23 protein-coding genes are annotated in these 25547 nt (G+C 69.3%); 8 read left to right on the top strand and 15 right to left on the bottom strand.

Annotated features, from left to right (window positions below; genetic code table 11):
* Nucleotides 1-53: 53 nt before the first annotated feature.
* Together AC1MFI_RS02790 and AC1MFI_RS02785 are read right to left on the bottom strand one after the other, a co-directional pair.
* Complete coding sequence (locus AC1MFI_RS02790) at nt 54-1835, bottom strand: thiamine pyrophosphate-requiring protein (protein ID WP_479819497.1); 1782 nt, start codon at nt 1833-1835, stop codon at nt 54-56.
* A 21-nt stretch (nt 1836-1856) separates the two neighbouring features.
* Entirely contained in the window at nt 1857-3011 is a 1155-nt protein-coding gene (locus AC1MFI_RS02785) for a baeRF2 domain-containing protein (RefSeq protein WP_479819496.1), read from the bottom strand.
* A gap of 175 nt (nt 3012-3186) precedes the next feature.
* On the opposite strand from AC1MFI_RS02785, the gene AC1MFI_RS02780 reads away from it, so the two are divergent.
* Nucleotides 3187-3396 (top strand): hypothetical protein, encoded by a 210-nt coding sequence (locus AC1MFI_RS02780; RefSeq protein WP_479819494.1) that lies wholly within the window; start codon nt 3187-3189, stop codon nt 3394-3396.
* Between the two features lie 115 nt (nt 3397-3511).
* On the opposite strand, the gene AC1MFI_RS02775 is transcribed toward AC1MFI_RS02780, so the two are convergent.
* Nucleotides 3512-3661, bottom strand: coding sequence for a hypothetical protein (locus AC1MFI_RS02775; RefSeq protein ID WP_479819493.1), 150 nt, complete (start codon nt 3659-3661; stop codon nt 3512-3514).
* A gap of 125 nt (nt 3662-3786) precedes the next feature.
* Between AC1MFI_RS02775 and AC1MFI_RS02770 the strand changes: the two genes are divergently transcribed.
* On the top strand, nt 3787-4305 hold the full coding sequence (locus AC1MFI_RS02770; RefSeq protein WP_479819492.1) for a hypothetical protein: 519 nt from the start codon (nt 3787-3789) through the stop codon (nt 4303-4305).
* Nucleotides 4306-4343: 38 nt separating this feature from the next.
* Here the strand turns inward: AC1MFI_RS02770 and AC1MFI_RS02765 are convergent, their stop codons facing one another.
* The 5 genes from AC1MFI_RS02765 to AC1MFI_RS02745 all read right to left on the bottom strand — a co-directional run bounded on the left by AC1MFI_RS02765 (nt 4344) and on the right by AC1MFI_RS02745 (nt 9757).
* Entirely contained in the window at nt 4344-5435 is a 1092-nt protein-coding gene (locus tag AC1MFI_RS02765; protein WP_479819491.1) for an alkene reductase, read from the bottom strand.
* A gap of 113 nt (nt 5436-5548) precedes the next feature.
* Complete coding sequence (locus AC1MFI_RS02760) at nt 5549-7081, bottom strand: LTA synthase family protein (RefSeq protein ID WP_479819489.1); 1533 nt, start codon at nt 7079-7081, stop codon at nt 5549-5551.
* Between the two features lie 237 nt (nt 7082-7318).
* A complete protein-coding gene (locus AC1MFI_RS02755; protein ID WP_479819487.1) occupies nt 7319-7786 on the bottom strand; it encodes a hypothetical protein in 468 nt (155 codons plus the stop codon).
* 103 nt (nt 7787-7889) lie between these two features.
* Entirely contained in the window at nt 7890-8735 is an 846-nt protein-coding gene (locus AC1MFI_RS02750; RefSeq protein WP_479820768.1) for an NAD-dependent epimerase/dehydratase family protein, read from the bottom strand.
* Between the two features lie 17 nt (nt 8736-8752).
* Complete coding sequence (locus AC1MFI_RS02745; protein ID WP_479819485.1) at nt 8753-9757, bottom strand: aldo/keto reductase family protein; 1005 nt, start codon at nt 9755-9757, stop codon at nt 8753-8755.
* 113 nt (nt 9758-9870) lie between these two features.
* Between AC1MFI_RS02745 and AC1MFI_RS02740 the strand changes: the two genes are divergently transcribed.
* The 3 genes from AC1MFI_RS02740 to AC1MFI_RS02730 are packed head-to-tail and all read left to right on the top strand — an operon-like array spanning nt 9871 to nt 13751.
* A complete protein-coding gene (locus tag AC1MFI_RS02740) occupies nt 9871-10911 on the top strand; it encodes a lipid II:glycine glycyltransferase FemX (protein WP_479819483.1) in 1041 nt (346 codons plus the stop codon).
* Nucleotides 10912-10913: 2 nt separating this feature from the next.
* Nucleotides 10914-11987, top strand: coding sequence for a lipid II:glycine glycyltransferase FemX (locus tag AC1MFI_RS02735; protein WP_479819481.1), 1074 nt, complete (start codon nt 10914-10916; stop codon nt 11985-11987).
* A 51-nt stretch (nt 11988-12038) separates the two neighbouring features.
* Entirely contained in the window at nt 12039-13751 is a 1713-nt protein-coding gene (locus AC1MFI_RS02730) for a threonine/serine exporter family protein (protein WP_479819479.1), read from the top strand.
* Nucleotides 13752-13755: 4 nt separating this feature from the next.
* Here the strand turns inward: AC1MFI_RS02730 and AC1MFI_RS02725 are convergent, their stop codons facing one another.
* Entirely contained in the window at nt 13756-14580 is an 825-nt protein-coding gene (locus AC1MFI_RS02725) for a uracil-DNA glycosylase (protein ID WP_479819478.1), read from the bottom strand.
* A 109-nt stretch (nt 14581-14689) separates the two neighbouring features.
* Here AC1MFI_RS02725 and AC1MFI_RS02720 point away from each other — a divergent pair, with 109 nt between their 5' ends.
* Together AC1MFI_RS02720 and AC1MFI_RS02715 are read left to right on the top strand one after the other, a co-directional pair.
* On the top strand, nt 14690-14995 hold the full coding sequence (locus tag AC1MFI_RS02720; RefSeq protein WP_479820767.1) for a DUF3263 domain-containing protein: 306 nt from the start codon (nt 14690-14692) through the stop codon (nt 14993-14995).
* A gap of 42 nt (nt 14996-15037) precedes the next feature.
* Nucleotides 15038-15670, top strand: coding sequence for a LytR C-terminal domain-containing protein (locus AC1MFI_RS02715; protein ID WP_479819476.1), 633 nt, complete (start codon nt 15038-15040; stop codon nt 15668-15670).
* 136 nt (nt 15671-15806) lie between these two features.
* Here AC1MFI_RS02715 and AC1MFI_RS02710 read toward each other — a convergent pair whose 3' ends face one another.
* Complete coding sequence (locus AC1MFI_RS02710; RefSeq protein ID WP_479819475.1) at nt 15807-16619, bottom strand: TM2 domain-containing protein; 813 nt, start codon at nt 16617-16619, stop codon at nt 15807-15809.
* A 336-nt stretch (nt 16620-16955) separates the two neighbouring features.
* On the opposite strand from AC1MFI_RS02710, the gene groL reads away from it, so the two are divergent.
* Entirely contained in the window at nt 16956-18593 is a 1638-nt protein-coding gene (groL, locus tag AC1MFI_RS02705) for a chaperonin GroEL (protein WP_400482831.1), read from the top strand.
* A gap of 145 nt (nt 18594-18738) precedes the next feature.
* On the opposite strand, the gene AC1MFI_RS02700 is transcribed toward groL, so the two are convergent.
* From AC1MFI_RS02700 to AC1MFI_RS02680, 5 genes are all read right to left on the bottom strand, one after another.
* On the bottom strand, nt 18739-19029 hold the full coding sequence (locus tag AC1MFI_RS02700) for a WXG100 family type VII secretion target (RefSeq protein ID WP_479819473.1): 291 nt from the start codon (nt 19027-19029) through the stop codon (nt 18739-18741).
* Nucleotides 19030-19092: 63 nt separating this feature from the next.
* Nucleotides 19093-20676 (bottom strand): sensor histidine kinase, encoded by a 1584-nt coding sequence (locus AC1MFI_RS02695; RefSeq protein WP_479819472.1) that lies wholly within the window; start codon nt 20674-20676, stop codon nt 19093-19095.
* Between the two features lie 9 nt (nt 20677-20685).
* Nucleotides 20686-21399 (bottom strand): response regulator transcription factor, encoded by a 714-nt coding sequence (locus tag AC1MFI_RS02690; RefSeq protein ID WP_400482834.1) that lies wholly within the window; start codon nt 21397-21399, stop codon nt 20686-20688.
* Between the two features lie 59 nt (nt 21400-21458).
* Nucleotides 21459-23114, bottom strand: coding sequence for a DNA repair helicase XPB (locus tag AC1MFI_RS02685; RefSeq protein ID WP_479819471.1), 1656 nt, complete (start codon nt 23112-23114; stop codon nt 21459-21461).
* Nucleotides 23107-25542 carry a helicase-associated domain-containing protein gene (locus tag AC1MFI_RS02680; protein ID WP_479819470.1) on the bottom strand — a complete coding sequence of 812 codons (2436 nt, stop codon included), beginning with the start codon at nt 25540-25542 and terminating at the stop codon, nt 23107-23109. Before AC1MFI_RS02680 ends, AC1MFI_RS02685 begins: the two co-directional genes overlap by 8 nt.
* Between the last annotated feature and the right edge of the window lie 5 nt (nt 25543-25547).

The following is a 25547-nucleotide window of genomic DNA, read 5'->3' as shown; positions in this document are numbered from 1 at the left end:
GTGGACAGCAACCTTCGTAGTGCGCGGGCAGGCCCGTTGTCCGCCTGCGCGTATCAGGAGTGGGAGCCTGTACCTTCCTCGATCTCCGCGTACCGCTCCAGCAGGCCGGAAGCACTACTGGCGGGCTCCCCGTCGAGGGCGGCACGCATGGGCTCCAGCTTCGCCGCACCTGCCGGGAAGGGAGGCAGCAGCGGTACGTTCGGGTCCGTCACCACGTCGAGGACGAACGGCCGGTCCGCAGCGAACGCCCGCCGCCAGGCATCGGCGAGGTCGTCCGGATCCTCCACCCGCACGCCGTCGAGCCCGAGCAGGCGGGCGTGGGCCGCGCAGTCGACGTCGGGTAGCGACTGGCTGTCCTCGAAGCGGGGCTCGCCCTCCATCTCGCGCTGTTCCCAGGACACCTCCGCGAGGTCGCGGTTCGAGAAGACGCACACCACGAAGCGGGGATCCGCCCAGCTCCGCCACAGCTTGGCGACGGTGACGAGCTCGGCGAGCCCCGCCATCTGCATAGCTCCGTCACCTGCCAGGACGACGACGGGGCGGCCGGGGTGGGCGAGCTTGGCGGCGATGCCGTACGGCACCCCTGCGCCCATGCAGCCCAGCGTGCTCGAGAGGTGCGCGGGCACTCCCCGTGGCAGGTGGAGCTGGCGGGCGTACCAGTACACGCAACTCCCGACGTCGACGGCGACCTGCGCGTCGTGCGGCAGGACGGCGTCGAGCTCATGCACCACCCGCTCCGGATTGACGGGGTCCGCCGGGGTCATGGCCCGTTCGGCGGCGACGCGGTGCCACTGCCGCACCTGCTCCTCGACCTCCCGGCGCCATGAACGGTCCTGCTGCCCGTGCAGGAGGACCAGCAGCGCCGCGAGGGTCTCCGCGGCGTCCCCGTGCAGGGGCACCTCCACGGGGTACCGGTTCCCGATGGCCTTCGGGTCGATGTCGATCTGCACGGCACGCGCCTGCCCCGGCGCAGGGTAGTACTCGCTCCAGGGATCGTTCGAGCCGATGATGAGCAGGGTGTCGCACGAGGCCATCAGGTAAGCGCTCGCCGTGGTGCCGAGGTGTCCCATGGTCCCGGTGGCATGGGGGAGCGATTCGTCGACGAAGGGCTTGCCCAGCAGGCTCGTCGTGATTCCTGCACCCAGCCGGTCCGCGATGGCGACGACCTCCTGTTGCGCGTGCGCCGCGCCCTGCCCGACCAGCAGCGCGACCTTCCGGCCGGCGTTGAGGACGGCTGCGGCGTCGTGCAGGTCCGTCTCGCGCGGCGAGACACACCCGAGGGACCACACGGGCGACGACAGCACCACGCCGTGCTCGTGGGGGGTCTGCGGGGCAGGAGCCTGCTGCACATCGTGCGGGAGGATCACGACGGCGGGCGACCTCGTGGCGAGCGCGGCCTTGAAGGCGCGGTCGAGGACCATCGGCAACTGCTCGGGGCTCGACACCTGCTGGCGGAACTCCGACGCCACGTCCTTGAACAGGCTGAGGAGGTCGATCTCCTGCTGATACGCCGAGCCGAGCACCGTCTGGCTCTGCTGCCCGATGACGGCGACCACGGGCACGCTGTCCATCCGGGCGTCGTACAGGCCGTTGAGCAGGTGGACGGCACCGGGCCCCTGGGTCGCGGTCACCACGCCCACCGTGCCGGTGTACTTCGCGTGTGCCACGGCCATGAAGGCGGCGGCTTCCTCGTGGCGCGCCTGCACGAACGAAGGGGCCCCCGCCCGACGAAGCGCGCCGAGCAGGGGGTTGATGCCGTCTCCGCTGTAGCCGAAGATCCGATCCACCCGCCATGCGGCGAGGCGCCGGACCACGAAGTCCGCGACGGTGTCCACGGCCGCGTCCTCCGCCACCGGTCAGACCGCTGCCGGGACGTCAGGGCCGGTGGGCCAACGCAGGAGCGCGGCGATGGGCTTCTTCTCGAGCGCCCCCGCCGGGTACATGGACACCTGTGCGTCCGTGAGGGCCGCGGCGCGCAGCAGGGCCGCGACGGCAGGTACCTCGCCGAGCACGCCTGCACCGGCGGTGTCTGCTTCCGACGCCGCCACCCACGGCGCCGCATCGAGTGCGAGCAGCGTCTCGTCGTCCCATGCCGTGGCCTCGAGGAGGAGGGACTCGACCTGGGCCTGCTGCAGTGCGGCGATGACAGCGCCGCGCCCGATCGCGGACGTCCGGGTGCCCTGGCCCTCCTTCTCGGCCAGGCGCTCCAGAAGTGCGTGCTGACGATCCGCCATCGTGCGTGCCACCAGTTGCTGGACCTCCTCGACGAAGGTCTCCTCGTCGGCGCCGTCAGCGCGCGTGTTCGACTCGATGATGGCGAGCTTGCCGCGCGATTCCTGGGACACCTCGTCGTGGACCATCTGCCGGGCACGGATGTCACCGGCGACGACGATCAACTGGGCCTCGTTCTCCGCCGAGAGACGGTCGATCTCGGATGCCACCTCACGGGAGTTCATTTTCCAGACCTTCTCGGCGTGCTGCTGCATACGCTTGTGGGCCCAACCGCCGCTGCCGAGCTTGCGGGTGTGGTCGGTGTCTCCTTCGATCACGGAGTCAGCATCACCCGACGTCACGTGCGCCTCGTCGCCGTCGGCGAAGCGCAGGTAGACCTCCCCGCCGTGGTGTCCCACTTCGGCCACGAGGTAGGCGAAGTCCTCGGGGGCGTGCCGGACGAGGGGTGTGAGGTCCGGGATGGGGCCGGTTGCCGTCACCGCGAGGCCGACCAGGTTGCCGGGCAGGAACTCGTTGACGACGGCCTGGCCGTTGTTCACGAGCAGGTAGCGGGTCACGGGGTCGGGCAGGCCCTTCGCCGTGGTGCCGAGTGCCGCGACCGCGGCTTCGATGTCCTGCTCCGGGGCACCGGCCTCCTTCATCTCCTGGGCGACGCTGCGGGGAAGGATCTCGTCGTTCGCCAGGCCGTCCACGGTGCCGGTACTGCCCTCGACGTAGATGGTGGTCCATGGGCCGGGCAGCTCGAACAGATGGGCATGGTCTTTGAGTACGTGCGTCACGAAGATCCCCTGTCAGGTCAGTGGTGGTGATTCCCGGCAGGAAGGACCACGCCGGAAATACTAAGGACGCTTATTGTCTATCACCCCGTGCAGGTGGGTGAGAAGGGCCGGATGGTCCGTTCTCGGGCTTGAAAAACGCTCGGCAGGCGTGGGCGAGACCGGTAGCGTGGAGGGCATGCTCACAGTTCCCGAGAACTTCCCGCCCGCGTACATCAGCTTCCTCGAGGCCCAGGACGAAGGCTTCGCCGAGACGGTGCTGATGGTCATGAAGCAGTCCGTCGCAGAGGGGAAGTACGGCGTGCTCGTCAGCAGCCACGCCCTGGATCGGCAGGCGGAGCTCTCGCAGGAGGTCCCGTTCGGCGAGGTCGTCGAAGGTACCCGCTGAGTCATGGCCTGTGGGCGGGGCCGCCAGGACGAACAGAAGCGCCGGCCCGTCGGGCCGGCGCTTCTTCGATCTCCGGAAGGCGGGTTCCGCCGCCCACCTGCGGTGGTCCGGTGCGCTACGAGCCGTCGCTGTACTGGTCCTCGGAGTCCGCGCCCTCCGCGGGATCCTCCGGATGCACCCTGATGTCCTCGGTGTCGGCGTCCGTGTCGCCCTCGGCGGGCGCCTCGTTGTGGATGCGGTCGTCGTCGCTCGGATTCTCTGACATGCACTCGTCCTTTCGGTTCGAGGGAAAGTAAGCTCCCTTATCGTCAGTCTACGGATCCGGCGTCGCGAACATAACCCGCAGTGCGCGAGGTGACGCCGGCTCATCAGCGTGCTTACCATCAGGACATGGAAGACCGAGGGAAGTCAGCATCCCGGCCCGGCGATCGCCCGTGGGCGATCCTCCGGTCAGCCCTGGTGGGGCTGGCGTCACTCACCCTCGGACTGGTAGCACACGCCCTTTCCGGCGGCGTCGCCCCGAGCGCACCGGTACTCTGCGGGCTCGCGGCACTCGCCGTCCTCGGTGCCACGCTCCTGGCGCAGGTCCGGCTGCCGGGCTGGGCCGTCATGCTCCTGCTCGGCGTGGCCCAGCAAGTGCTCCATTGGCTCCTCGGCGGCCTGGGGGGAGCGGCGTCGGACACCACGCCCGGAACGGGAGTGCATCACGGCGGTGCCGTGCCGGTGGGCTCGGGTGCGGCCCAGGGGCACTCCCCGGAGGTGATGCTGATGCTTCACTCCCACCTGGCCGTGGCGCTCCTGATCGGCTGGGCCGTGAGCCGGTATCCGGGCATGGAGCGGTGGCTGTCCCGTCATGCCCGGCGCCGGGAACACCTCGTGCGGACCGAAGAAGGCGCCCCCGTCGTGTGACGGGAGCGCCTTCCGGCCGTACTGCTGGTTGCGGTGTCCTAGTTCGCGTTGGCCGAGCCGTCGTAGAACGGGTAGTCGGTGTAGCCTTCCGGACCCGTCGAGTAGAACGTCGAGGGGTTCGGCTCGTTCTCCGGCAGGTTCTCGCGCCAGCGACGGGCGAGGTCAGGATTCGCGATGGCCGGACGGCCGACGACGACCGCATCGCCCACGCCGTCCTCGAGGATGGCGATGGCTTCCTCGCGGTTCGTGATGACACCGAATCCGCTGTTGATGAGGAAGGGGCCGCCGAATCGCTTCCGGAGATCCTGGATGAGGTCCCCGGTCGGTTCTGCGTGCAGGACGCTGAGGTACGCGAGCTGCAGGGGCGCGATGGCGTCCACGAGTGTGGCGTAGGTGGCGTGGACGTCGGCGGCGTCCGTCTCCAGGGCGTCCTGGATGTTGTGTGCCGGTGAGATGCGAAGGCCCACCTTCTCTGCTCCGACTTCCGCGGCGACGGCGGTGACGAGTTCGATCACGAACTGCGCGCGCTTCTCCGCTGATCCGCCGTAGGCGTCATCGCGCTGGTTGGACTCGGGGGAGAGGAACTCGTGCAGCAGGTATCCGTTGGCGCCGTGGAGTTCCACGCCGTCGAAGCCCCCGATGTCGATCGCCTTCCGTGAGGCGGTGACGAATTCCTCGATGATCCCCGGAAGCTCGTCCGTGCTCAGCGCGTGGGGCACGGGGTAGGGCTGCTTCCCGGTGCTGGTCCTCGTGGTGCCGTCGATGGCGATGGCGCTCGGTGCCACGACCTCGTAGCCTCCGTTGGTGTCCGGGTGGGTCACGCGTCCCGCGTGCATCACCTGCGCGACGATCCGACCGCCGTCCGCGTGCACGGCGTCGGTGACGCGCCTCCAGCCGGCGAGCTGCTCGTCCTCCACCAGGCCGGGCTGGCCCGGGAAGCCCTGGCCGGCGTGGCTGGGGTACGTCCCCTCGCTGACGATCAGCCCGAGGGAGGCGCGCTGGCGGTAGTGCTCGACGACGATGTCGCCCGGGATGCCCGCGTCACCCGAGCGGACTCGCGTGAGCGGCGCCATCACGACACGGTTGGGGAGTTCGAGCGTGCCGAGGGTGAGGGGGGAGAACAGCTTCATGCGTTCCTACTTTCCGGGTCGATGTCCTACCCGTCGGCAACAGGGGGCAACCGGGCGCTATTCCGGATGTGGCGGGCGTCACGCAGGCCGCGTCGGGGCGTTGTCCCGCAGTCCTACGGGGTGGCGTCCTCGCCCGCCCAGGCTTTCCCGTAGAACGCCGGGGAGAGCGCGTCCAGCAGTTCGGCATAGGAGTCCGGCTCCATCGCCTGCGCCGAATCGGCAGGGACGTCCGGCGCGAAGGCGGACACGCCGAGTCCGGCCTCGCGGTCCTGCAGGGTCAGGCCGGCGGCCTCCAGGATGGTGGGGTACATGTTCAGCTGGTCCACACCGGGGCGCAGCCCGCTGTCGCCGCCCGCGCCCGGGATCCAGATCCGGTTGAAGATGGTGCGGTTGCCGTGATCGTCCAGCTGTTCGTGGAACGCATCGCCGGCGCTCATGTGCTTGAGATGGTCGCCCATGATCACCACGGAGGTGTCGTCGAGGTAGCCCCTCTCCTTCATGTGCTCGACGAATCCTGCCACCAGGGCCATGGAGCAGGCATACACGGAGGTGACCTCGCTCCGCGTGTCCACGGCGCAGTAGTCGAAGACGTGCACCGGCTCGTGGGTGTCCAGCGTCAGCAGGGTGAGGTTGAACGGCCGGCCGGTCCCCTCCGCCTCGGCATGCAGCTCGTCGATCTCGTCCTTCGCATGGGAGAGGAGCCGTTCATCGCTCAGTCCCCAGTCGCTGCGGAAGTTCTCCTCCGGTTCCCCGGCAACGCGCCAGTCGGCGAGGCCCTTCACCTCGGAGTAGCCGTGGCTGCCGAGGAAGGTGTTCTTCGCGGCGAAGGAGGAGTTGGCGCCGCCGAGGAAGACGTTGGTGTAGCCGTGCTCGTCCAGGACGTCGCCGAGGCAGGTGATCCCTCCGAGGTAGGTGTCGACGTCATCGCCGGGCGCGCTCGAGCCGCTGCTGCCGGTGGTGGAGCCCGAGCCCTTCAGGGGGATACCGCACTGCGTCGAGGTGAGGCCGGCCATGGTCCAGCCTCCGCCCCTGTACTGCTGGAGGTCGTCCACGCTCTGCCAGCCGTCCGAGGCCGGGGTCGCATTCTTGAGGGCGACGAAGGCGTCCTTCTCGAAGAGCTGGTCGTCCTCGAGGGTGGCCTCGCCGGACTCGAGGTAGATCAGCACCAGGTTGCGCTTGTGCTCGTCCCCGGTGACGGTCGGCTCGACATAGCGGGAGCCGAGGTCGTACTCCGATCGTGCCGCATCGAGGTAGTCCTTCATGCCCACCGAACTGGCGAAGGCCGTGGTGCCGCCGACGACCACCACTGCGACCAGGGCGGTGGAGAGGGTGCGCAGGATCCACAGCGGGCGGCGAGGATGCGGGCCGGCGCCGGCGCTGCGGTGCTTGCGGCGGCGGAAGAACTGCCAGGCGGCGATGCCGAGGGTGACGAGCAGGGGAGCGACGCCGACACCCAGGACACCGATCCAGACGAGGCCACCGCCGCCGTCGGTCTCCACGGAGACCAGGTTCAGGAGCATCTGGCCCACCGAGATCTCGCCCCAGTAGTACCGGATGCCGGCAGCGGCGACGAGCAGCGTGAGTCCTGCCCAGAGCAGGACGTAGACCAGGATGCGGCCCACGACGACGCCGACCCGTCGGGTCACGTGCAGAATCCGGCCGTACATGGCAACACCTCGCGTTCGACGATGCCCGCGTGTTCGCCGAACACCCCTGACATCCAGCCCGGTCCCGGGCCACTAGAGCCTAATACCGTTACGCTACCTGTTCAACCGGAGTTCATCGGCTGTCCATGGCTCGTCCACGCGAGCGGACATCCGCTGCCCATGACGAAGCCCCGGGCAGCAGCCCGGGGCTTCGATGCATCTCGTAGGGGCGGGGCGCTACTTGACGTCCTGCTCGTCCATCGCGCTCAGGGGCGATCCGCCACGGTTCGCGGGGTCGTCGCTGGCGTCGACCTCGTCGTCCTCCATCATGCCGAAGTCCACATCCGCCGCGGCCTCGCCGAGCATGGGCTCCTCGGGCGGATACTGCTCGTCGCCGTGCTCGTAGCGGGCCTCGGCGGTCTCCTCGCGGAGGGTCTGGTCGCTGAGGTAGCCCTCCTCGCCGACCCCGGAGACGCCGTTCTCGTCGAAGTCGTTCTCGTCGTCGCCGCTCTCGGTCACGCCGGGTTCGTCCTGCAGAAGGGGATCCTCCTGCCAGCGGTCCGGGTTGCTCTCCGCCGCACCCTCGTAGGCGTCGGGCCGGCCCTCGAGGACCGGGTCGAAGGCTTCGGGAGCAAGCGCGTCGTTCGGCACCTCGGGCTCCTCGCCCACGATGGTCAGTTCCTCGTCGGGAAGGTTCTCGGTCATCTTCTCTGCCTTTCGTCGGTGCTGTGCTTCCTTCGATCATCAGCCTACTGATGAATCGGCCCGGGCGACAGTTTCCCCCGCCGCCCGGGCGGAACCGTCCCCGTCAGGCGTGGTCGCGCCAGCTGTGCCGGGGTTCGTAGCCCAGCACCCGGCGGGCCTTGTCGATCGAGAGCAGGGTCTCGTGCTCGCCCACCTCCCGCGTGACCTCGACGCCGGGGAACACCTCTGCAGCGAGATCCGCGCTCGCACGGCTCATGACGGTGTCCGCCGCCGCGATGATGAAGCGATCGAAACCAGGGGTCGCGTTCTCCAGGGCCTTCGCCACCGCCTGCGCGCCGTCACGGCCGTCGATGTACCCCCACAGGTTCCACTTGCGCGCGGTGGCATCGGCGTCGAAGGACGGGAACTCGGCGTAGTCCTCCGGATCCATGACGTTCGAGAACCGCAGCGCCGTGATGCTCAGCTGCGGATCCCAGCGCGTCAGCTCGATGGCCATCTGCTCCTCGAGATGCTTGACCAGGGAGTAGGTGCTCTCGGGGCGCGCAGGGTAGTCCTCGTCGACCGGGATGTACGGGGGAGGGGTGTCGAAGGGCAGGCCGAGGACGGTCTCGCTGGACGCATAGACGACGCGCCTGATCCCGGCCCTCCTACATGCCTGGAAGACGTTGTAGGTGGCTGCCATGTTGTTGTGGAAGGTCGCCGCATCCGCCTGCAGCCCCGGCGCCGGGATGGCTCCGAGGTGCACGACGGCGTCGATCCCGCGGTGGCGGTCGTCCACTCCGAGGAGGACGTCGAGCACCTGCCCGTAGTCCCGCAGGTCGACGCGGAGGAACGTGGGGGACCGCTCGCCGTGCTGGTCGAGTTCGAGGACGGTGTGGCCTGCCTGGCGCAGCCCCCGGACGACGCTGCGCCCCAGCTTGCCGCTCGATCCGGTGACCGCGACGTTCAAGGGTGTCGGCTCCGTCATCAGACCGGCCGCGTCTCGGGGGCGACGGTCCGCGCGACGTCCGTCTCGGCGAGGCCGCCGATCGCGTCGTCGATCGCCTTCAGGACGTCGTCCTCGAGCGTCACGCCGGCCGCTGCGGCGTTGGACTCCACCTGCTCGGGCCGTGAGGCGCCGATGATCGCCGAGGCGACGTTCTTGTTCTGCAGCACCCAGGCGATGGCCAGTTGCGCCATCGTCAGCCCTACGCCGTCGGCGATGGGCGCGAGCTTCTGGACGCCCGTGAGGACGTCGTCGTCCATCCAGCGCTTGATCATGTCCGCGCCGCCCTTGCTGTCCGAGGCGCGCGTGCCCTGCTCGGGCTGCTGGCCAGGCTTGTACTTACCGGTCAGCACGCCCTGGGCCACCGGGGACCAGACGATCTGGGACAGCCCGAGCTCCTCGGACGTGGGGACGACGTCGCCCTCGATGACGCGCCACAGCATCGAGTACTGGGGCTGGTTGGAGATCAGCTGGACGCCGAGTTCCTTCGCGAGGGCGTGGCCGTCGCGGATCTGCTGTGCCGTCCACTCGCTGACTCCGATGTAGAGGGCCTTGCCCTGGCGCACGATATCGGCGAACGCCTGCATCGTCTCCTCGAGGGGCGTCTCGTGGTCGTACCGGTGCGCCTGGTAGAGGTCGACGTAGTCCGTCTGCAGCCGCTGGAGCGAGCCGTCGATCGACTCCATGATGTGCTTCCGTGAGAGCCCGACGTCGTTGTGGCCCTTGGGACCGGTGGGCCAGTAGACCTTCGTGAAGATCTCGAGCGACTGGCGGCGCTCACCCTTCAGCGCCTCGCCGAGAACGGTCTCCGCCGCCGTGTTCGCGTAGGCGTCCGCCGTGTCGAAGGTGGTGATGCCGACGTCGAGCGCCGCACGCACGCACTGTGTCGCGACGTCGTTCTCGACCTGGGAGCCGTGGGTCAGCCAGTTGCCGTAGGTGATTTCCGAAATCTTGAAGCCGCTGTTTCCGAGGTATCTGAAGTCCATATCGCGATGCTAGCCGTGATCGGTGCCACAGCGACAGGTCCCTCAGGCAACTACCGGGGGGCTGGTGCTGCTGCTTTGGAGGGGGTTCCTGGCCTGCCGTAGACTCGATCATCATGACTACCCGCTTCGCAACGCCCGACGAGATCGCCCGTTGGAACAGCATCATCAGCGAGAATCCGGACGGCGGGAACGTGATGCAGGGGCGGGAATTCGCCGAGCAGAAGCGGGCCACGGGGTGGACCCCGGTGTACCTGGTGGTCGACGGCGTCGCGCTCACGGTGCTGCAGAAGACCGTGCTCCCGCTGGGCCGCTACTGGTACGTCCCCAAGGGCCCGGGCGTGAAGGATGCCGCCGACCTCATCGCGCTGATGCCAGGGTTGAAGGCCTTCGCCGCCGGACGGGGCATCTTCGGCGTCAAGATCGATCCCGAGCTCCCCTCCGACCCGACCGTGGCCGAGGCGCTCGAGGCGGCGGGGCTGGTCCGAGTGGCCAACGTCCAGCCCAACGTGTCGACGGTGATCCTCGACATCTCGGCCGAGTCGGACGCCATCGAGGCGTCGTTCGGCTCGAAGACCCGGTACAACATCCGCGCGGCGCGCAAGGCCGGTGTCGAGACTCGGGCGGTGGAGGTCGACGACGAGAACTGCGCGATCTTCTACCGACTCCTCGCCGAGACGGCGGAGGGCAGCTTCTCCATCCGCAGCGAGGAGTACTACACCGGCTTCTGGAAGCGGCATGCGCGCGCCCAGGCCGGTGCCTTCCTGTTCGCGTACGTCGACGGCGACGTGGTGTCGGCGGACTTCATCATGGTCCTGGGAGCCAAGGCCAGCCGCAAGGACGCCGCGAGCACCCGCAAGCGCACGGTACGCGGCGCCAGTGCACTCCTCGAGGTGGCCGCCATCGAATGGCTCAAGGCCCGCGGCGTCACGGAGTACGACCTCTGCGGAGCGCCTCCGTCCGGCGAGGCGAAGAACAAGGACCACGAGCACTACGGCATCGGCATGTTCAAGACGGGCTTCAACCCGACGATCACGGACTTCGCGGGCACGTTCGACCTCCCCGTCAGGCCGTTGCAGCACAGGGCATGGCTCCGGATCGGGGAGCGCGCCGCGCTGAAGATCCACCGCATGCGTGCCCACGAGAGCTGGTACTGAGAATGGCGCCCTTCACTGCACGCGCAGCCACCGCCGACGAGGTGGCCCGCTGGGACGAGCTCGTCACGGCCAATCCGCTCGGCGGCAACGTGCTCCAGTCCGGTCCCTTCAGCCGCGTGAAGCAGCGCCAGGGCTGGACGCCGATCCACCTCGCGGTCGAGTCGGCCGACTACACGAGCTATGTGATCGCCTACCAGCGCACCATCCCGGCGCTCGGTGCGCTGTGGTACCTGATCAAGGGACCCGACACCGCGACCCCCGAGGACGTGCCCCCCTTCGTCGAGGCGGTCGTCGCCCACGCCCGGCGGCGACCGGGCCGCGTCTTCGCCGTGAAGATCGAGCCGGACTTCCCCGATACCGAGGAACTGCGAGCCCTCTTCGCCGGAGCGGGCCTCGTGAAGACCTTCAACATCCAGGCCAATGACAGCACGGCGATCCTCGATCTCACGCCGGACGAGGGCCAGCTCCTGAGGAACCTCTCCTCCCGCGGGCGCAACGCCGTACGGCGCGCCCTCCGCGACGGCGTCCAGGCGCAGCGTGTCGAGCCCGGCGAGGACACCTACCGCACCATGTACGCCCTGATCGGTCAGGCGCAGCAGGGCCGGCTCTCCGCCGTACCCCGACCGTACGAGTACTACCGCGGGTTCTGGCAGGAGTTCGTCGACGCCGGGATGGGCCGCTTCTACTTCGTGTACGAGGACGGCACGCCGTCCGTGGGCGCCTTCGTGATCCTGTACGGCCAGAAGGCGACATACAAGGACGGCGGTTCCCTCCCGAAGCGCAACCAGTACGGCGATTCGCACCTGGTCCAGTGGGAGGCGATCCTGGACATGAAGCGCCTGGGCGCCCGTGAGTACGACTTCTGCGGCACACCGCCGGCGGACCGGCTGAAGGACAAGGAGCACCCGCAGTACGGCCTCGGGATGTTCAAGACGAGCTTCACCAGGACTGTGACGGACTTCGCGGGCTGCTACGACGCCGTCGTCCGGCCCCGCACGTATCGTGTGTGGCACGCGCTGGGTGAGCGCGTGGCGCGCCAGATCCACTGGCGCCGTCACCGGCAGCCTTTCTACTAGGCCTTTTCCAGGCCGCCCGAACTTCCGAAGGGACGATTGCGAGGTGCTCGCATGACAGACGGCAACCGTGACGACGCCGTGGACGGCCGCTCGCCCACCACCAATCCATCGCCGGTGGCCGAGGCGCTGCCCGTCATCCAGAGGCCCTTCGATCCGAGCGACGACGAGAAGAGCAGGCTCGCCACCGGCACGGGCGGCGGGGGCCGGAAAGCGCCGAGGGGTGGCGGAATGCCCGCCCGGCGACCCGTGTCCGATCCGAAGTCCCCTCGCCAGGGCCGCCAGCGGCAGTCCGCCACGAGACCGGGTACCAAGCCCGCCGACGCCCTGCCCACCACGCCGCAGAGCCTGCCGTCGTCGAGCCGTCCCAACGCAGCGGCGCGCAGCATGCTCCGTCGCCTCGTGCAGGGCGAGGCCCCGCCCACCCAGGCCATGAGCATCGTGGAGCGGCTTGCGGGAAGCCCCTACGCCAATCCGATGATCCAGGTCGGAGGACCTGATGCCAGCGCCCGGAAGGCCCTGGACTTCGCACTCAACCTGGCCGAGACCATGTTCCGGTACGGCGCGGGCGCCCTCGAGGTGGAGACCAGCATCATCGCGGTCACCGCAGCCTTCGGCCTCGACTCCATCGAGGTGGACATCACCAACCAGTCGGTGGTCATCAACTACTCCGCCAAGGACCAGACACCGACGACGGTCCTGCGCGTGGTCCGCTCCTGGACGAACAACTACGCGGGACTCACGGCCATCCACCAACTCGTCTCCGACATCGCGGACGGGGGCGTCTCGCGGACCGAGGCGGCACACCGCCTCGACGAGATCACCCACCGGCCCAAGCCCTTCCCGCGCTGGATGGTCACGGCGGCCTTCGGGATCTTCTCGGCGGCCATCGTTGCCTTCGTCGGAGGCTCCGCGCTGGGATCGCTCATCGGCTTCGTCAGCTGCATCCTGGTCGACCTGGTGAGCCGCAAGCTGGGCGAATGGCGTGTCCCCGAGTTCTTCTCCGTCGCCACGTCCGCGGCGCTCGTCACACTGATCGCGATGCTGCTCTGGTGGCTCCAGGTCCCGATCGCCCCGGCACTCGTGGTGGTGGGAGGGATCCTCCTGCTCCTGCCGACGGGGCGGCTCGTCTCCGCGACCCAGGACGCGATCAACGGCTTCCCGGTCACGGCCGCGGGGCGGTTCCTCTCCGCGGTGCTCGTCTTCGCGGCGCTCGTCGCAGGGATCGCCGTCGCGCTCGTCGCAGGGACGGCCCTCGGGATCCCCGAACTCGAGGTGCTCGAATCGGCGGGGAGCCAGTACCCGTGGCCGGTGGTCGCGGTGCTGGTGTTCGTCGCCGTCGCCATGATCTGCATCGCAGAGCAGACGGACGTGAAACTGGTGATCCCGACGTCACTCGTCGCCGTCGCAGGCTACCTGCTGCTCATCAGCGCGATGGCGGCGGGTGTCGGCTACCGGCTCGCCCCGGCCCTGGCGGCCATCCTGATCGGAGCCCTCTCGCGCGTCGTCGCCCTCCGGCTCGGCGCCCCGCAGCTCGTCGTCGCGGTACCCGCAGTGCTGTTCCTCTATCCCGGACTCACCATCTTCCGCTCGATGTACATGCTCACCATCGAATCCGAGGTGGTGTCCGGCGGCGCGCTCGGCCTCTTCAACGCCCTGACCGTCGTGCTGGCGATCGCCGCGGGCGTCGTGCTCGGAGACAACCTGGCGAGGCCGTTCACGAGGAAGCTCGGCTCCAACGAGCGGCAACGGAACCGCCGGCGGTAGCGCCTCAGCCGGCCCTGCCACCGGTGCACGACCAGTCGATCGGTTCGGCGCCCTGCTGTGCAAGGAGTTCGTTCGCGCGGCTGAAGGGGCGCGAACCGAAGAACCCGCGAGAGGCCGAGAGCGGACTGGGGTGGACGGATTCGACCGTGGGCGTCCGGCCGAGCAGCGGTTTGAGCCGGAGGGCGTCCTTGCCCCACAGGATGGCTACGAGCGGACCGCCCCGTGCCGCCAGCGCCCGGATGGCCGCGTCGGTGACCTGCTCCCAGCCGAGTCCGCGGTGCGAGGCGGCTTCGCCGGCGCGGACCGTCAGGACCCGGTTGAGCAGGAGGACGCCCTGCTCGGCCCAGCCGGAGAGGTCTCCCGTCACGGGCGGCGCGACGCCGGTATCGGAGGCCAGCTCGCGGTAGATGTTCGCGAGGCTGCGCGGGATGGGCCGCGTGGAAGGATCGACGGCGAAACTCAGGCCGACTGCGTGTCCGATCGTCGGGTACGGGTCCTGGCCCACGATGACCACCCGCACGCGCTCCAGCGGTGTGGTGAACGCCCGGAGGATGTGCGGCGCATCGGGCAGCACCCGCAGCCCCTCGTCGAGGTCCGCCGCGAGGGACGCGGCGAGCTGGTGGAGGACCGGCTGCACCGGCCTGAGCGCAGTCGCCCAGTCAGGAGGAACCATGTCCTCGATGCGGGCAGGAGCCGCGAAGGGAAACAGGGCCTCGTTCGGTGACTGCCGCCCGGCCGGACGCGGCTCTGCGGCGCCCGTCCTGCCCGTCCCGCCACTGCTGCTCATGCTGTCGGGTAGGTCGAAGAGCGTGCCGTCGTCGTGCATCATGCTTCCATTCTCGCGTGCGTCTCCGCGGCGGTCGCCCGAATGACAGGGGTGTAATTCCCCACTACCATGGGGTGACAGTTGTGCCAGCGGAAGGAAGGCGGTAGTGGACATGGCCGAACTCCAGCGGCATCCACAGGACGCTTCCTCCGGACAGGACGAGAAGCTGAGCCTGGGCGACCGCGAGCAGCGCATGCTCGCCCTCGAACGCGAGTGGTGGAAGTATTCCGGCGCGAAGGAGCAGGCGATCCGCGACCTGTTCAACATGTCCGCCACGCATTACTACCAGCTGCTCAACGCGCTCATCGACACGGAAGCCGCTCTGGCGCACGACCCCATGCTCGTCAAGCGGCTGCGGCGCCTGAGGTCCACCCGCCAGAAGGCACGCTCCGCCCGCCGGCTCGGCGCGGACATCTAGCACTGCCCGCCAGACCCGACGAGCGAAGGACCATCCTCACCCATGACTGACTACGCGCGGGACGAATTCGACAAGGTCCCGGAGTCTTCCGCGCGCCAGGGCGCCCACCGTGAGCGGCTCATCCCCGCACGGTCCAGCGGCCTCGGACTCAAGATCACGGTGGGCGTACTCGCCCTCCTGATCGGCCTCGGCGCCTACTTCCTCCTTCCCCGCCTGGGCATCGCCGGGGGAGGGGGCGAATCCGCTGTGGCGCCGTCGGACATCGCGTCGAGCGCCGCCCCGTCCCAGGACGAGCAGGCGTCACCAGCTTCGACCGCCACGTCCGAAGCAACGGATGAGGCAGGCGACGACGAGTCGGCGGGCCCGGACGCGACGTCGTCGACCGACCGGGCGGAGGCGCTCGACCGGACACAGACCGTCAACGTACTCAACGGCACCGGCGCCCCGGGCCTCGCGTCCGTGGCAGCAGGGCGGCTGGCCTCAGCCGGATGGTCGTCCGCGCTTCCGGGCAACTGGGCCGGGACCCCACTGGACGCCTCCGTGGTCTTCTACAACGGCGAGGCACAGCGCGCCGCTGCCGAGGCGGTGGCCGAGGACCTCGGCATCCCGAACCTCATCGACAGCCCCGACGTCTCCCAGGACATCTCGGTGGTCCTCGGGCCGGAGTTCCAATAACCGACGCCGTGCTGTCCTGGGGGTGAAGCATCCGCGTCCGGTGCGGGCGCCCGGCCGGCCCGCAGCCCGATCGCGGGTGGCTGCCCTCCCGGCACGGTCCGCGGGTGCTGCCGAACGGCTCCACCCGCTGCTGACCTCAATCCTTGAGCGGGATGCCCTGCGCGTCCTTCCGGAACGGCTCGGAGCCCACCAGGATCATGATGCCCTCGATGAGGCCCCAGATCCCGGCCGCGATGGCGCTGAGTCCGAAGGTGAAGACAGCCCCCACCGTGGACATCAGGATCTGGATGATCCCGATGGTGGTGAAGCCGAGGTAGAACCTGTGGATCCCCAGGGAACCGAGCAGGATTCCGAGGACGCCGGCGATCACCCGGGACTTCTGCGGTGCATACGGCTGGCCGAAAGGACCCTGGTTGTACCCGCCCTGGTTGTACCCGCCCTGGTTGTACCCGCCCTGGTGGTAGCCGGGCTGCTGGTACCCGCCCTGCTGGTACCCACCCTGCTGGTACCCACCCTGCTGGTACCCACCCTGCTGGTACCCACCCTGCTGGTACCCGCCCTGGTTGTAGCCGGGCTGCTGGTACCCGCCCTGCTGGTAACCACCCTGCTGGTACCCGCCCTGTGGGGCGGGGGTCGATCCAGCAGGGTCCTGGCCGTACCCGCTCTGCACCCGTCCGGTCCGGGGATCCTGTCCCGGCGCATACGGCTCCTGGGGCACCGGCGGCTGGTGCTCGTGCTGAACCGGCGCGTAAGGCAGGTCCGACGCCGGATGCGCCTGAGCGGCTTCCCCGCCGAGGCCCGGGCTGCCGGGAGTCCCGGGAGGGCCATCGCCGGTGCCGTGATGGTCGGACGCGGTATCGCGATCGTGGGACCCGATGCCGGAGGCACCTTCCCCGCTGCCCTGCTCGTCGGAGTCCCCGTTACCAGGACCGGTTGCTGACGTGGACACTGTGCCTCCCTCGGCTCGTTGTCCGCCAAACCTATGCCCTCCGAGGAATCTGCGCTACGCCGGTCCGCGGGTCCTGCACGACCACGTCGTTCACGAGCCGGAGGGTCCCGGGCAGGTTGCACTCGCGAGGTGTGAGTGCTAATTATTGAGTTAGCACTCACGCGCGCAGACTGCTAAAGCTGCGCGCGGTGGGTGAAGCAGGCAAACCTCTGTGGTGGGGGTGGAGCTCGGGACGTGAAAGAGATCGTCCAGGCCCTGCCCGGCCGTCGCGGGCACCACACGCAGGCAAGCATTGATGTGCTGAAATGCAACCGTCCCGAAAGGACCTAAGCCGTTATGGCCAAGATCATTTCTTTTGATGAAGAGGCCCGCCGCGGCCTCGAGCGGGGTCTCAATATCCTCGCTGACGCCGTCAAGGTGACGCTCGGCCCCCGTGGCCGCAACGTCGTGCTCGAGAAGAAGTGGGGCGCACCCACCATCACGAACGACGGCGTGTCCATCGCCAAGGAGATCGAACTCGACGACCCGTTCGAGAAGATCGGCGCCGAGCTCGTCAAGGAAGTTGCCAAGAAGACGGACGACGTCGCGGGCGACGGAACAACCACCGCCACCGTGCTCGCCCAGGCCCTCGTCAAGGAAGGCCTGCGCAACGTCGCGGCCGGCGCTGACCCCCTGAGCCTCAAGCGCGGCATCGAGAAGGCCGTCAAGGCCGTCACCGATGAGCTGCTCGCGTCGGCCAAGGAGATCGAGACCAAGGAGCAGATCGCTGCCACGGCATCCATCTCCGCGGGTGACAAGCAGATCGGTGACCTGATCGCCGAGGCCCTCGACAAGGTGGGCAAGGAAGGCGTCATCACCGTCGAGGAGTCCAACACCTTCGGCCTCGAGCTCGAGCTCACCGAGGGTATGCGCTTCGACAAGGGCTACATCTCGGGTTACTTCGTCACCGACGCCGAGCGCCAGGAGACGGTCCTCGAGGATCCCTACATCCTGATCGTCAACTCGAAGATCAGCAACGTGAAGGACCTCGTCGCCGTCCTCGAGAAGGTCATGCAGTCCGGCAAGCCGCTGCTGATCATCGCCGAAGACATCGAAGGCGAAGCCCTCGCGACCCTCGTGGTCAACAAGATCCGCGGCACCTTCAAGTCCGTCGCCGTCAAGGCTCCGGGCTTCGGTGACCGTCGCAAGGCCCAGCTCGCCGACATCGCCATCCTCACCGGTGGCCAGGTCATCGCCGAGGAGGTCGGCCTCAAGCTCGAGACCGCCACCCTCGACCTGCTCGGCACCGCGCGCAAGGTCGTCGTGACCAAGGACGAGACCACCATCGTCGAAGGAGCCGGCGACGCCGACGCCATCGCCGGTCGCGTGGCCCAGATCCGCGCCGAGATCGAGAACTCCGATTCGGACTACGACCGCGAGAAGCTGCAGGAGCGCCTGGCCAAGCTGGCCGGCGGTGTTGCAGTCATCAAGGCCGGTGCCGCTACGGAGGTCGAGCTCAAGGAGCGCAAGCACCGCATCGAGGACGCTGTCCGCAACGCGAAGGCTGCCGTCGAAGAGGGAATCGTAGCCGGTGGCGGCGTAGCCCTCATCCAGGCCGGCGCGAAGGCCTTCGCCAACCTCGAGCTCACGGGTGACGAGGCGACGGGCGCGAACATCGTCCGCGTCGCCATCGACGCACCGCTCAAGCAGATCGCCTTCAACGCCGGCCTCGAGCCGGGCGTCGTCGTCGACAAGGTCCGCGGCCTGCCCGCCGGCCACGGCCTGAACGCTGCTACCGGCGTGTACGAGGACCTCCTCGCCGCAGGCGTCAACGACCCCGTGAAGGTCACCCGCTCGGCTCTGCAGAACGCAGCATCGATCGCCGGACTGTTCCTCACCACGGAGGCCGTCGTGGCCGACAAGCCGGAGAAGGCAGCTCCTGCCGGCGGCGGCGGCGACGACATGGGCGGCATGGGCGGCATGGGCGGCTTCTAGTCCCCACACCGCTGACGCCCCACTGCTCAGCCAGCACGAGAAGGGCGGCACTCCCGAGGGGGGTGCCGCCCTTCTCGTCGTCTGCGGCATGGACGGATGCCGCAGACGGATCCGGTGGCCCGGCGCCGGCCCGCTCGGCGCCGCGTCAGCTCATGAACATGCGGGCGTTGCTCAGCTCGGCGTCCGCGTACTGCTGCGTTGCCACGTTGAGGGCCTCGTTGATGCCGGCGAGGGACTCCTCGACCTGCTGCTGGGTGGCGCGCCACTGCAGGATCAGCTGCTGGAAGTTGGTGGCGGCCTGACCGGTCCAGAGGCCTTCGAGTTCACGCAGGCCGGCCTGCATCGAGTTCACCTCCGCCTGGAGCCGGCCGATGGTGCCCTGCACCTGGCTGCTCTTGGCGGCCAGGCTGTCGGTGTCCACGTTGAAGAATGCCATGCTGTGCTCCCATGTGCTCGCGCTTCCTTGACGTTCCCGACGCTAGGGCAGGGCGGGGCGATGTCAGCGGTCGTCGCCGCCTTTGTGGATAACCGGCTTCGACGAGGGGGCCTGTGGAGGGTTGATGCCGTTCGAGAAGGCGTGCTCCTGGCCCGGTCCGGGCTGCGGTGCAGCAGCACCGTCGTCGTCCGCGCCGTCGTGCACACCGTCGCCGGCGCCGTCGTCCGACACGTGCGGCAGACGGATCGACAAGGTTGCCCCGCCGCCCGGGGTCTCCTCCAGCCGTACCGTGCCGTCGTGCTGGGCGACGAGCGCGGCCACGATGGCGAGGCCGAGGCCCGTGCCGCCGGTCTCCCGATGCCGCGAGGTGTCCGCACGGTAGAAGCGCTCGAACACCTTCGCGGCGTCGTCCTCCGAGATCCCCGGACCGTGGTCGCGTACCTCGAGAACGGAATCGCTGTGACCGTGCAGCACGGGTGCGACTCCGACGGCGATCTCGATCGGCGAGCCCTCGGGCGTGTAGCGCAGCGCGTTGGTCATGAGGTTGGCGACCACCTGGCGAAGACGGGCCTCGTCCCCCCTCGTGGGGGCGGCACGAGGCTTGCCGCCGTCGAGGCCTATGACGGTGATGGACCGGTCAGGGGCGGTCGCACGTGCGTCGAAGGCGGCGTCGTGACCGAGCGCCATGAGGTCCACGGGCTTCATCTCGAGGGGCCGCTGCTCGTCGATCCTCGCGAGGGTCAGCAGGTCTTCGACCAGCTGGCCCATGCGGATGGCCTCGCTCTCGATCCGGCCCATCGCCGCGGCGACGTCCTCGTCCTTCTGGAGTGCCCCGTGCCGGTACAGCTCGGAGTACCCGCGGATGGTGACAAGGGGCGTCCTCAGCTCGTGGGAGGCGTCGGCCACGAAGCGCCGCATCTTCGTCTCCGATGCAGTCCGCGCGGCGAACGCCCGCTCGATGTGCGCGAGCATGGCGTTCAGGGACCGCGACAGCCTGCCGATCTCCGTGGCGGGACGCTCGACGGCGACGCGGCGGGAGAGGTCGCCCGCGGCGATGGCGGCCGCGGTCCGTTCCACGCGGGCGAGTGGCGCGAACTGGCGGGTCACCGTGACGAAGGCGATGAGCGAGGCCAGGGCTGTGGTCACGAGGCCCGAGGTGAAGATGACCTCGGTGGCTTCCTGCAGCGATTCGTTGACGGTGTCGAGCCGGGTGGCTATGACCAGGTAGCCGTCACCGCTGGTGAAGGTCAGCGTCTTCGCCCGCCAGTCCTCCGTACTCGAATGCTCACCCGGGAGGTTGAAGCCTGCGCCGTCGAGCTCGTCGATCCGCTCGACCGTCAGTCCCGAGAGATCCGGGACATCGGTCGTGTCGGCGGCCTGATTGGCTGCATAGGGTCTGCCGCTCGTGTCGAGGACCGCGGCGTAGTAGCGCAGGGCCACACCGTCCGCTGCGGGCTCCTCCAGGAAGAGGGTCTTCGCCACGGCCTGCGCGTTGTTCTGGAGATCGGCGTCGACCCGGTCGATCAGCCCGTCCCGCAGGAGGGACACGGTGGCCAGCCCGGTGATGCCCACCGTGACGATCATGAGCAGCATGATGATCGCGACGAGCTGCGAGCGGAGCGACGCCGCGTTCCAACGCGTGACCAAGGGAGCGCGCTACCGCTTGTCGGCGGTCCGGAGCAGGTAACCGACGCCGCGCTTCGTCTGGATCAGGGCCACGGCATCCGGGTTCCTGTCGATCTTCCGCCGCAGGTACGAGATGTAGGACTCCACGATGGACGCGTCCCCGTTGAAGTCGTATTCCCAGACGTGGTCGAGGATCTGCGCCTTCGAGAGGACACGGTTCGGGTTCATCATGAGGTAGCGCAGCAGCTTGAACTCCGTGGGGGAGAGATCGATGACCTCTCCGCCGCGCCTGACCTCGTGCGCGTCGTCGTCGAGTTCGAGGTCGTCGACGCGGATCACGGCATCGTCGTCGTCCCCGAGGGGGTGGGTGCGGCGCAGGACCGCGCGGATGCGGGCCACCACCTCGTCCAGGCTGAACGGCTTCGTGACGTAGTCGTCGCCACCGACGGTCAGGCCGGTGACCTTGTCATCGGTGTCATCGCGCGCGGTCAGGAAGACGACGGGGAAGTGCCGCCCGGCAGCACGCAGCCGGCGCGTGACGGTGAATCCGTCCATGTCCGGCAGCATGACATCGAGGACGGCGAGATCGGGATTGTGCGTCTCGGCGGCAGCGAGGGCGTCGCGGCCGTTTCCGGCGGAGACGACGTCGAAGCCGGCGAACCGCAACGAGGTCGAGAGGAGCTCGCGGATGTTCGGTTCGTCGTCGACGACCAGCAGTTTCGCTTCAGGACCAGTTTTCTTCACTGCACCAGTATCCGCAGATTGTCTGTGAGGAGGCTGAACGCCGGCTGTAGGGTCACTCGCTAGTCCCTGGGCTCTCTGTCCCCGATCCCCGAGGCGTCGAGGATGCGGTAGGCGTAGCCCTGCTCCGCGAGGAAGCGCTGGCGCTTGGCGGCGAAATCCTGGTCCAGCGTGTCCCGGGCGACGACGGTGTAGAAGCGGGCGGCACGGCCGTCGGTCTTCGGACGGAGCAGGCGGCCGAGGCGCTGGGCCTCCTCCTGGCGCGACCCGAACGAGCCGGAGACCTGGATCGCCACCGATGCCTCCGGCAGGTCGATCGAGAAGTTCGCGACCTTGGAGACCACGAGCACATGGAGGTCACCGGCGCGGAAGGCGTCGAAGAGGCGCTGGCGTTCCTTCACCGACGTCTCGCCCTTGATCACGGGGGCATCGAGCCGTTCCGCGAGGTCGTCGAGCTGGTCGATGTACTGGCCGATCACCAGCAGCTGCTCGCCCTTGTGCTCGGCGACGAGCTTCTCCACCACGTCCGACTTCGTGTCCGACGTCGCGCACAGGCGGTACTTGTCGGCGTCGTCGGCCATCGCATAGGCGACGCGCTCGTCGCGCGGCAGGTCCACACGGACCTCCACGCAGTCGGCGGGAGCGATGTACCCCTGCGCCTCGATGTCCTTCCACGGGGCGTCGTACCGTTTCGGGCCGATGAGCGAGAAGACCTCGCCCTCGCGGCCGTCCTCGCGCACGAGGGTCGCCGTGAGCCCGAGCCGGCGGCGCGCCTGGAGATCCGCGGTCATCTTGAAGATGGGCGCCGGGAGGAGATGGACCTCGTCGTACACGATCAGGCCCCAGTCGTTCGCGTCGAGCAGTTCGAGGTGCGGGTACAGCCCGCCGCGCTTGGTGGTGAGGACCTGGTACGTCGCGATGGTCACGGGCCGCACCTCTTTCACGGCACCGGAGTACTCCCCGATCTCCTCCTCCGTCAGCGACGTGCGTTTGAGCAGCTCGTCCTTCCATTGCCGCGCAGAGACGGTGTTGGTGACGAGGATCAGCGTGGTGGTCTGGCTCGTCGCCATCGCCGCGGCCCCCACCAGGGTCTTCCCCGCTCCACACGGGAGCACGACCACGCCCGAGCCTCCGGACCAGAAGTTCTCGACCGCGAGCTGCTGGTAGGGCCGCAGCGTCCAGCCGTCCTCGTCGAGCGCGATCGGGTGCGGCGTGCCGTCGACGTAGCCCGCGAAGTCCTCGGCGGGCCAGCCGAGCTTGAGCAGCAGCTGCTTGAGCTGCCCGCGCTGGGAGGAGTGGACGACGACGGTCTCGCCGTCGATCCTCGGCCCGAGCAGGGGCTGGATCTTCTTGGCGTGCAGGACCTCCTCGAGCACGGGGTAGTCGGTGGTGCGGAGCACGAGGCCGTGCTGGGGATCCTTCTCGAGGCGGAGGCGCCCGTACCGGGACATGGTGTCCTCGATATCGATGAGCAGGGCATGCGGCACGGGGAAGCGCGAGTACTTCAGGAGCGTGTCGAGGACGCGCTCGGCGTCGAGCCCCGCGGCCCTGGCGTTCCAGAGCCCCAGCGGCGTGAGCCGGTAGCTGTGTACGTGCTCGGGAGCCCGCTCCAGCTCGGCGAAGGCGGCGATCGCATGACGCGCCTCCGTGGCCTGCTCGTGGTCCACCTCGAGCAGGATGGTCTTGTCGCTCTGGACGATCAATGGCCCGTCAACCATCTGCGGGGCTCCCTTCGAGGATCTCAACGTCCATGACACGGTGTACTGACACGACTCTCTCCACCTGCTTCTCCGGATCGAACACCCTCAGGCGCCCTCCCGACACCGAGAGTGGAACAAGCACCTGGCGCACGTGATTCCCCTCGCTGTCGGCGGTACCGAGGCGGATCCGGCTGCGCGTCCGGATGGCGGCCCTCAGCGTCTCCAGACCGAGGAGCGTCTCGCTGTCCGAGCCCGTCGCGAGGTCCGCGGGGCCCGGCCCGGCGGAACGGAGGGTGGCGAGCTGCGCGCTGACCTCCTCCTCGGCAACGGACCAGGGATTGAGGCGGGACCTGAGCTGCTCCGGTGGGACCCGGGCGGGGCCGGCAGGCTCCGGGCCGTCCGCGGCCGCGGTTCCGGTGGCACCGAGGGCGCCGACGGCGTCCGACGCGGGGGAGAAGCCGAGGTCGCGCAGGAGCGCGGTCAGTTCCTGCGCCGAGGCCGGCGAGACCAGGACCGTCGGAGCCAGCTGCACGATCCCGAGCACCGACGCCCGCGGGTCCGCGAGGACCGTGGCTGCGACGGTGTCGTCCTCCGTGCGCACATAGCTGCCGGCCCGACCCACCCGCAGCCTCCCATGGCGGGATGCGGTGTCCTCGACGAGGTACTCCAGCGCCTGGGGGACCTCGGTCGCCGAGTGGGACCGCAGGAAGGCGAGGATCGACGGGGCATCCTCGCCGGCGTCGAGGGCGGCGCGGATGGAATCCGCGGAGAACCGGTAGATGGTGGCGGGGCCCTGGCCCTCGGGCGCGGACATGCGCAGGAGCCCTCGCGCCACCTCGGGTTGGAGGTACCCGGGCGCGACGGCGGTGAGGTCGGCCTGCAGGACGACGTGGGACACCGGATCCGGCAGGGCCCGCCGGACGGCGAGGGCGGCATCCTCGAAGCGACCCTCCGCGACCAGGCGTCCGGCCCCCGTGAGCGCTCCGCCGCCCGTCAGCCCGAGGGCGGCCGCCTCTGCGAGCATGCCCGGCAGGAGACGCGCGAAACGCCGGTTCAGGCGCGGCTGGTGCCAGGTTGCGAGCGCGAGGACCGACTGCTCGGTGAGCACCGGTACGGCAGCGGATCCGACGACGCCGCCGTCGGGCGAGCTGTCGCCACCCGGGCCCGGGCCGGCGAGGTCCAGGGCGACGGCCAGGAGCCGCTGGCGCACCATCGGCGCATCGGGCCGCGACGCCTCCGCGGCGAGGGCGTTGATCGCGGTGCCGTCCGGGAGCCGTGAGCCGATCAGGGCCGGAGCGCGGTCCACCGCGAGCCACCCCTCGACGAGGAGGAGCCACTGGGCATCCCGCTCCAGGGCCTCCCAGGCGTCGAGACGCGAGACCTTCCAGCGGGAGTCGTCGGGGTCGAGGGTCAGGAGCCCCACCGCGGCCGCCAGTTCCAGGAGCCAGGCGGTCTCGCCGTCGCTGCTCAGCAGCGACTCGCGGACACGCCTCAGTTCCCGCACGCCCACTCCACCGGAGCGGAGAGTGGCGACCGGGGTCGTGGCGACGGAGCCGAGCAGGGCGGTCATCAGCCGGAGGGTCTCCGCGATCGCGCCGAAGGCGGCGTTGTCCCGCAGCGACGGGCGGGTGGTCCCGCCGGTGGCTCCCGGTGGATCCAGCTCGAGGGACTTGTGCACGGCATGTCCACGCACGGCCAGCCCGACGCCGCGCGGCAGCTCGACGTGCAGGGAGTCCAGCGGCGCGAGCAGGCACCGGTCGAGCAGCCAGCGCACGGCGGGCGAGGCACCGCCGTCGCCACCTGTCGCCGTCGAGCCGACCGGGGTGTCCCGCAGCCGTGAGAGCAGGGTCACCGCGTCCTCGGGAGCCTCGTCGATGAGCCGGTTCCAGGCCGACGGGTCCGCTGCCACCGCGTCCAGGACCTGCGCGGCGGCCGCCGACGTCATCGCGCCGACGTCGGCCTCCGGGTCCACGAGGGCCACGGCGTGGATCAGGAACGGTCCATAGCGGGGGATGGAGCGCGCCAGCGTGCGGAAGGGCCTCCCGAGGCCTGCGGGGTAGGGGCCGAGCGCCTCGGCCAGCGCGCCGACCGGCAGGAGACCCTCCGCCGCCGTGCCGACGACGAGCGCCCGCTCGACGAGCCCCGCGACGATCCGGTCGAGTGCCTCGCCCTGCGCGGTCGAGACGGCGGCTGCGAGGATCTCGGGTGGGACCGCGGCGCCGTGGTCCTCGGTGAGGACGACGAGCGCCTCGAGGACCTGCAACTGGGGGCGGGTGACATTGTCGAGGGCCCGCTGCAGGCTGACGCGCGTGGAGGCGCGTGCCGCGAGCGCGGCGAAGTCCGGCACCGGGGGAAGGATGAGGTCGGGCCGGACGGCGAGGAGGCGGCGCAGTTCGTCATCGCTCCGGAGTGCCAGCTGTTCGGCCAGTGCTCGGATTGCGGACATCGCTC

The sequence above is a fragment of the Arthrobacter sp. BC5 genome, from assembly GCF_056680255.1.
This window is presented reverse-complemented; position numbering and strand designations above follow the sequence as displayed.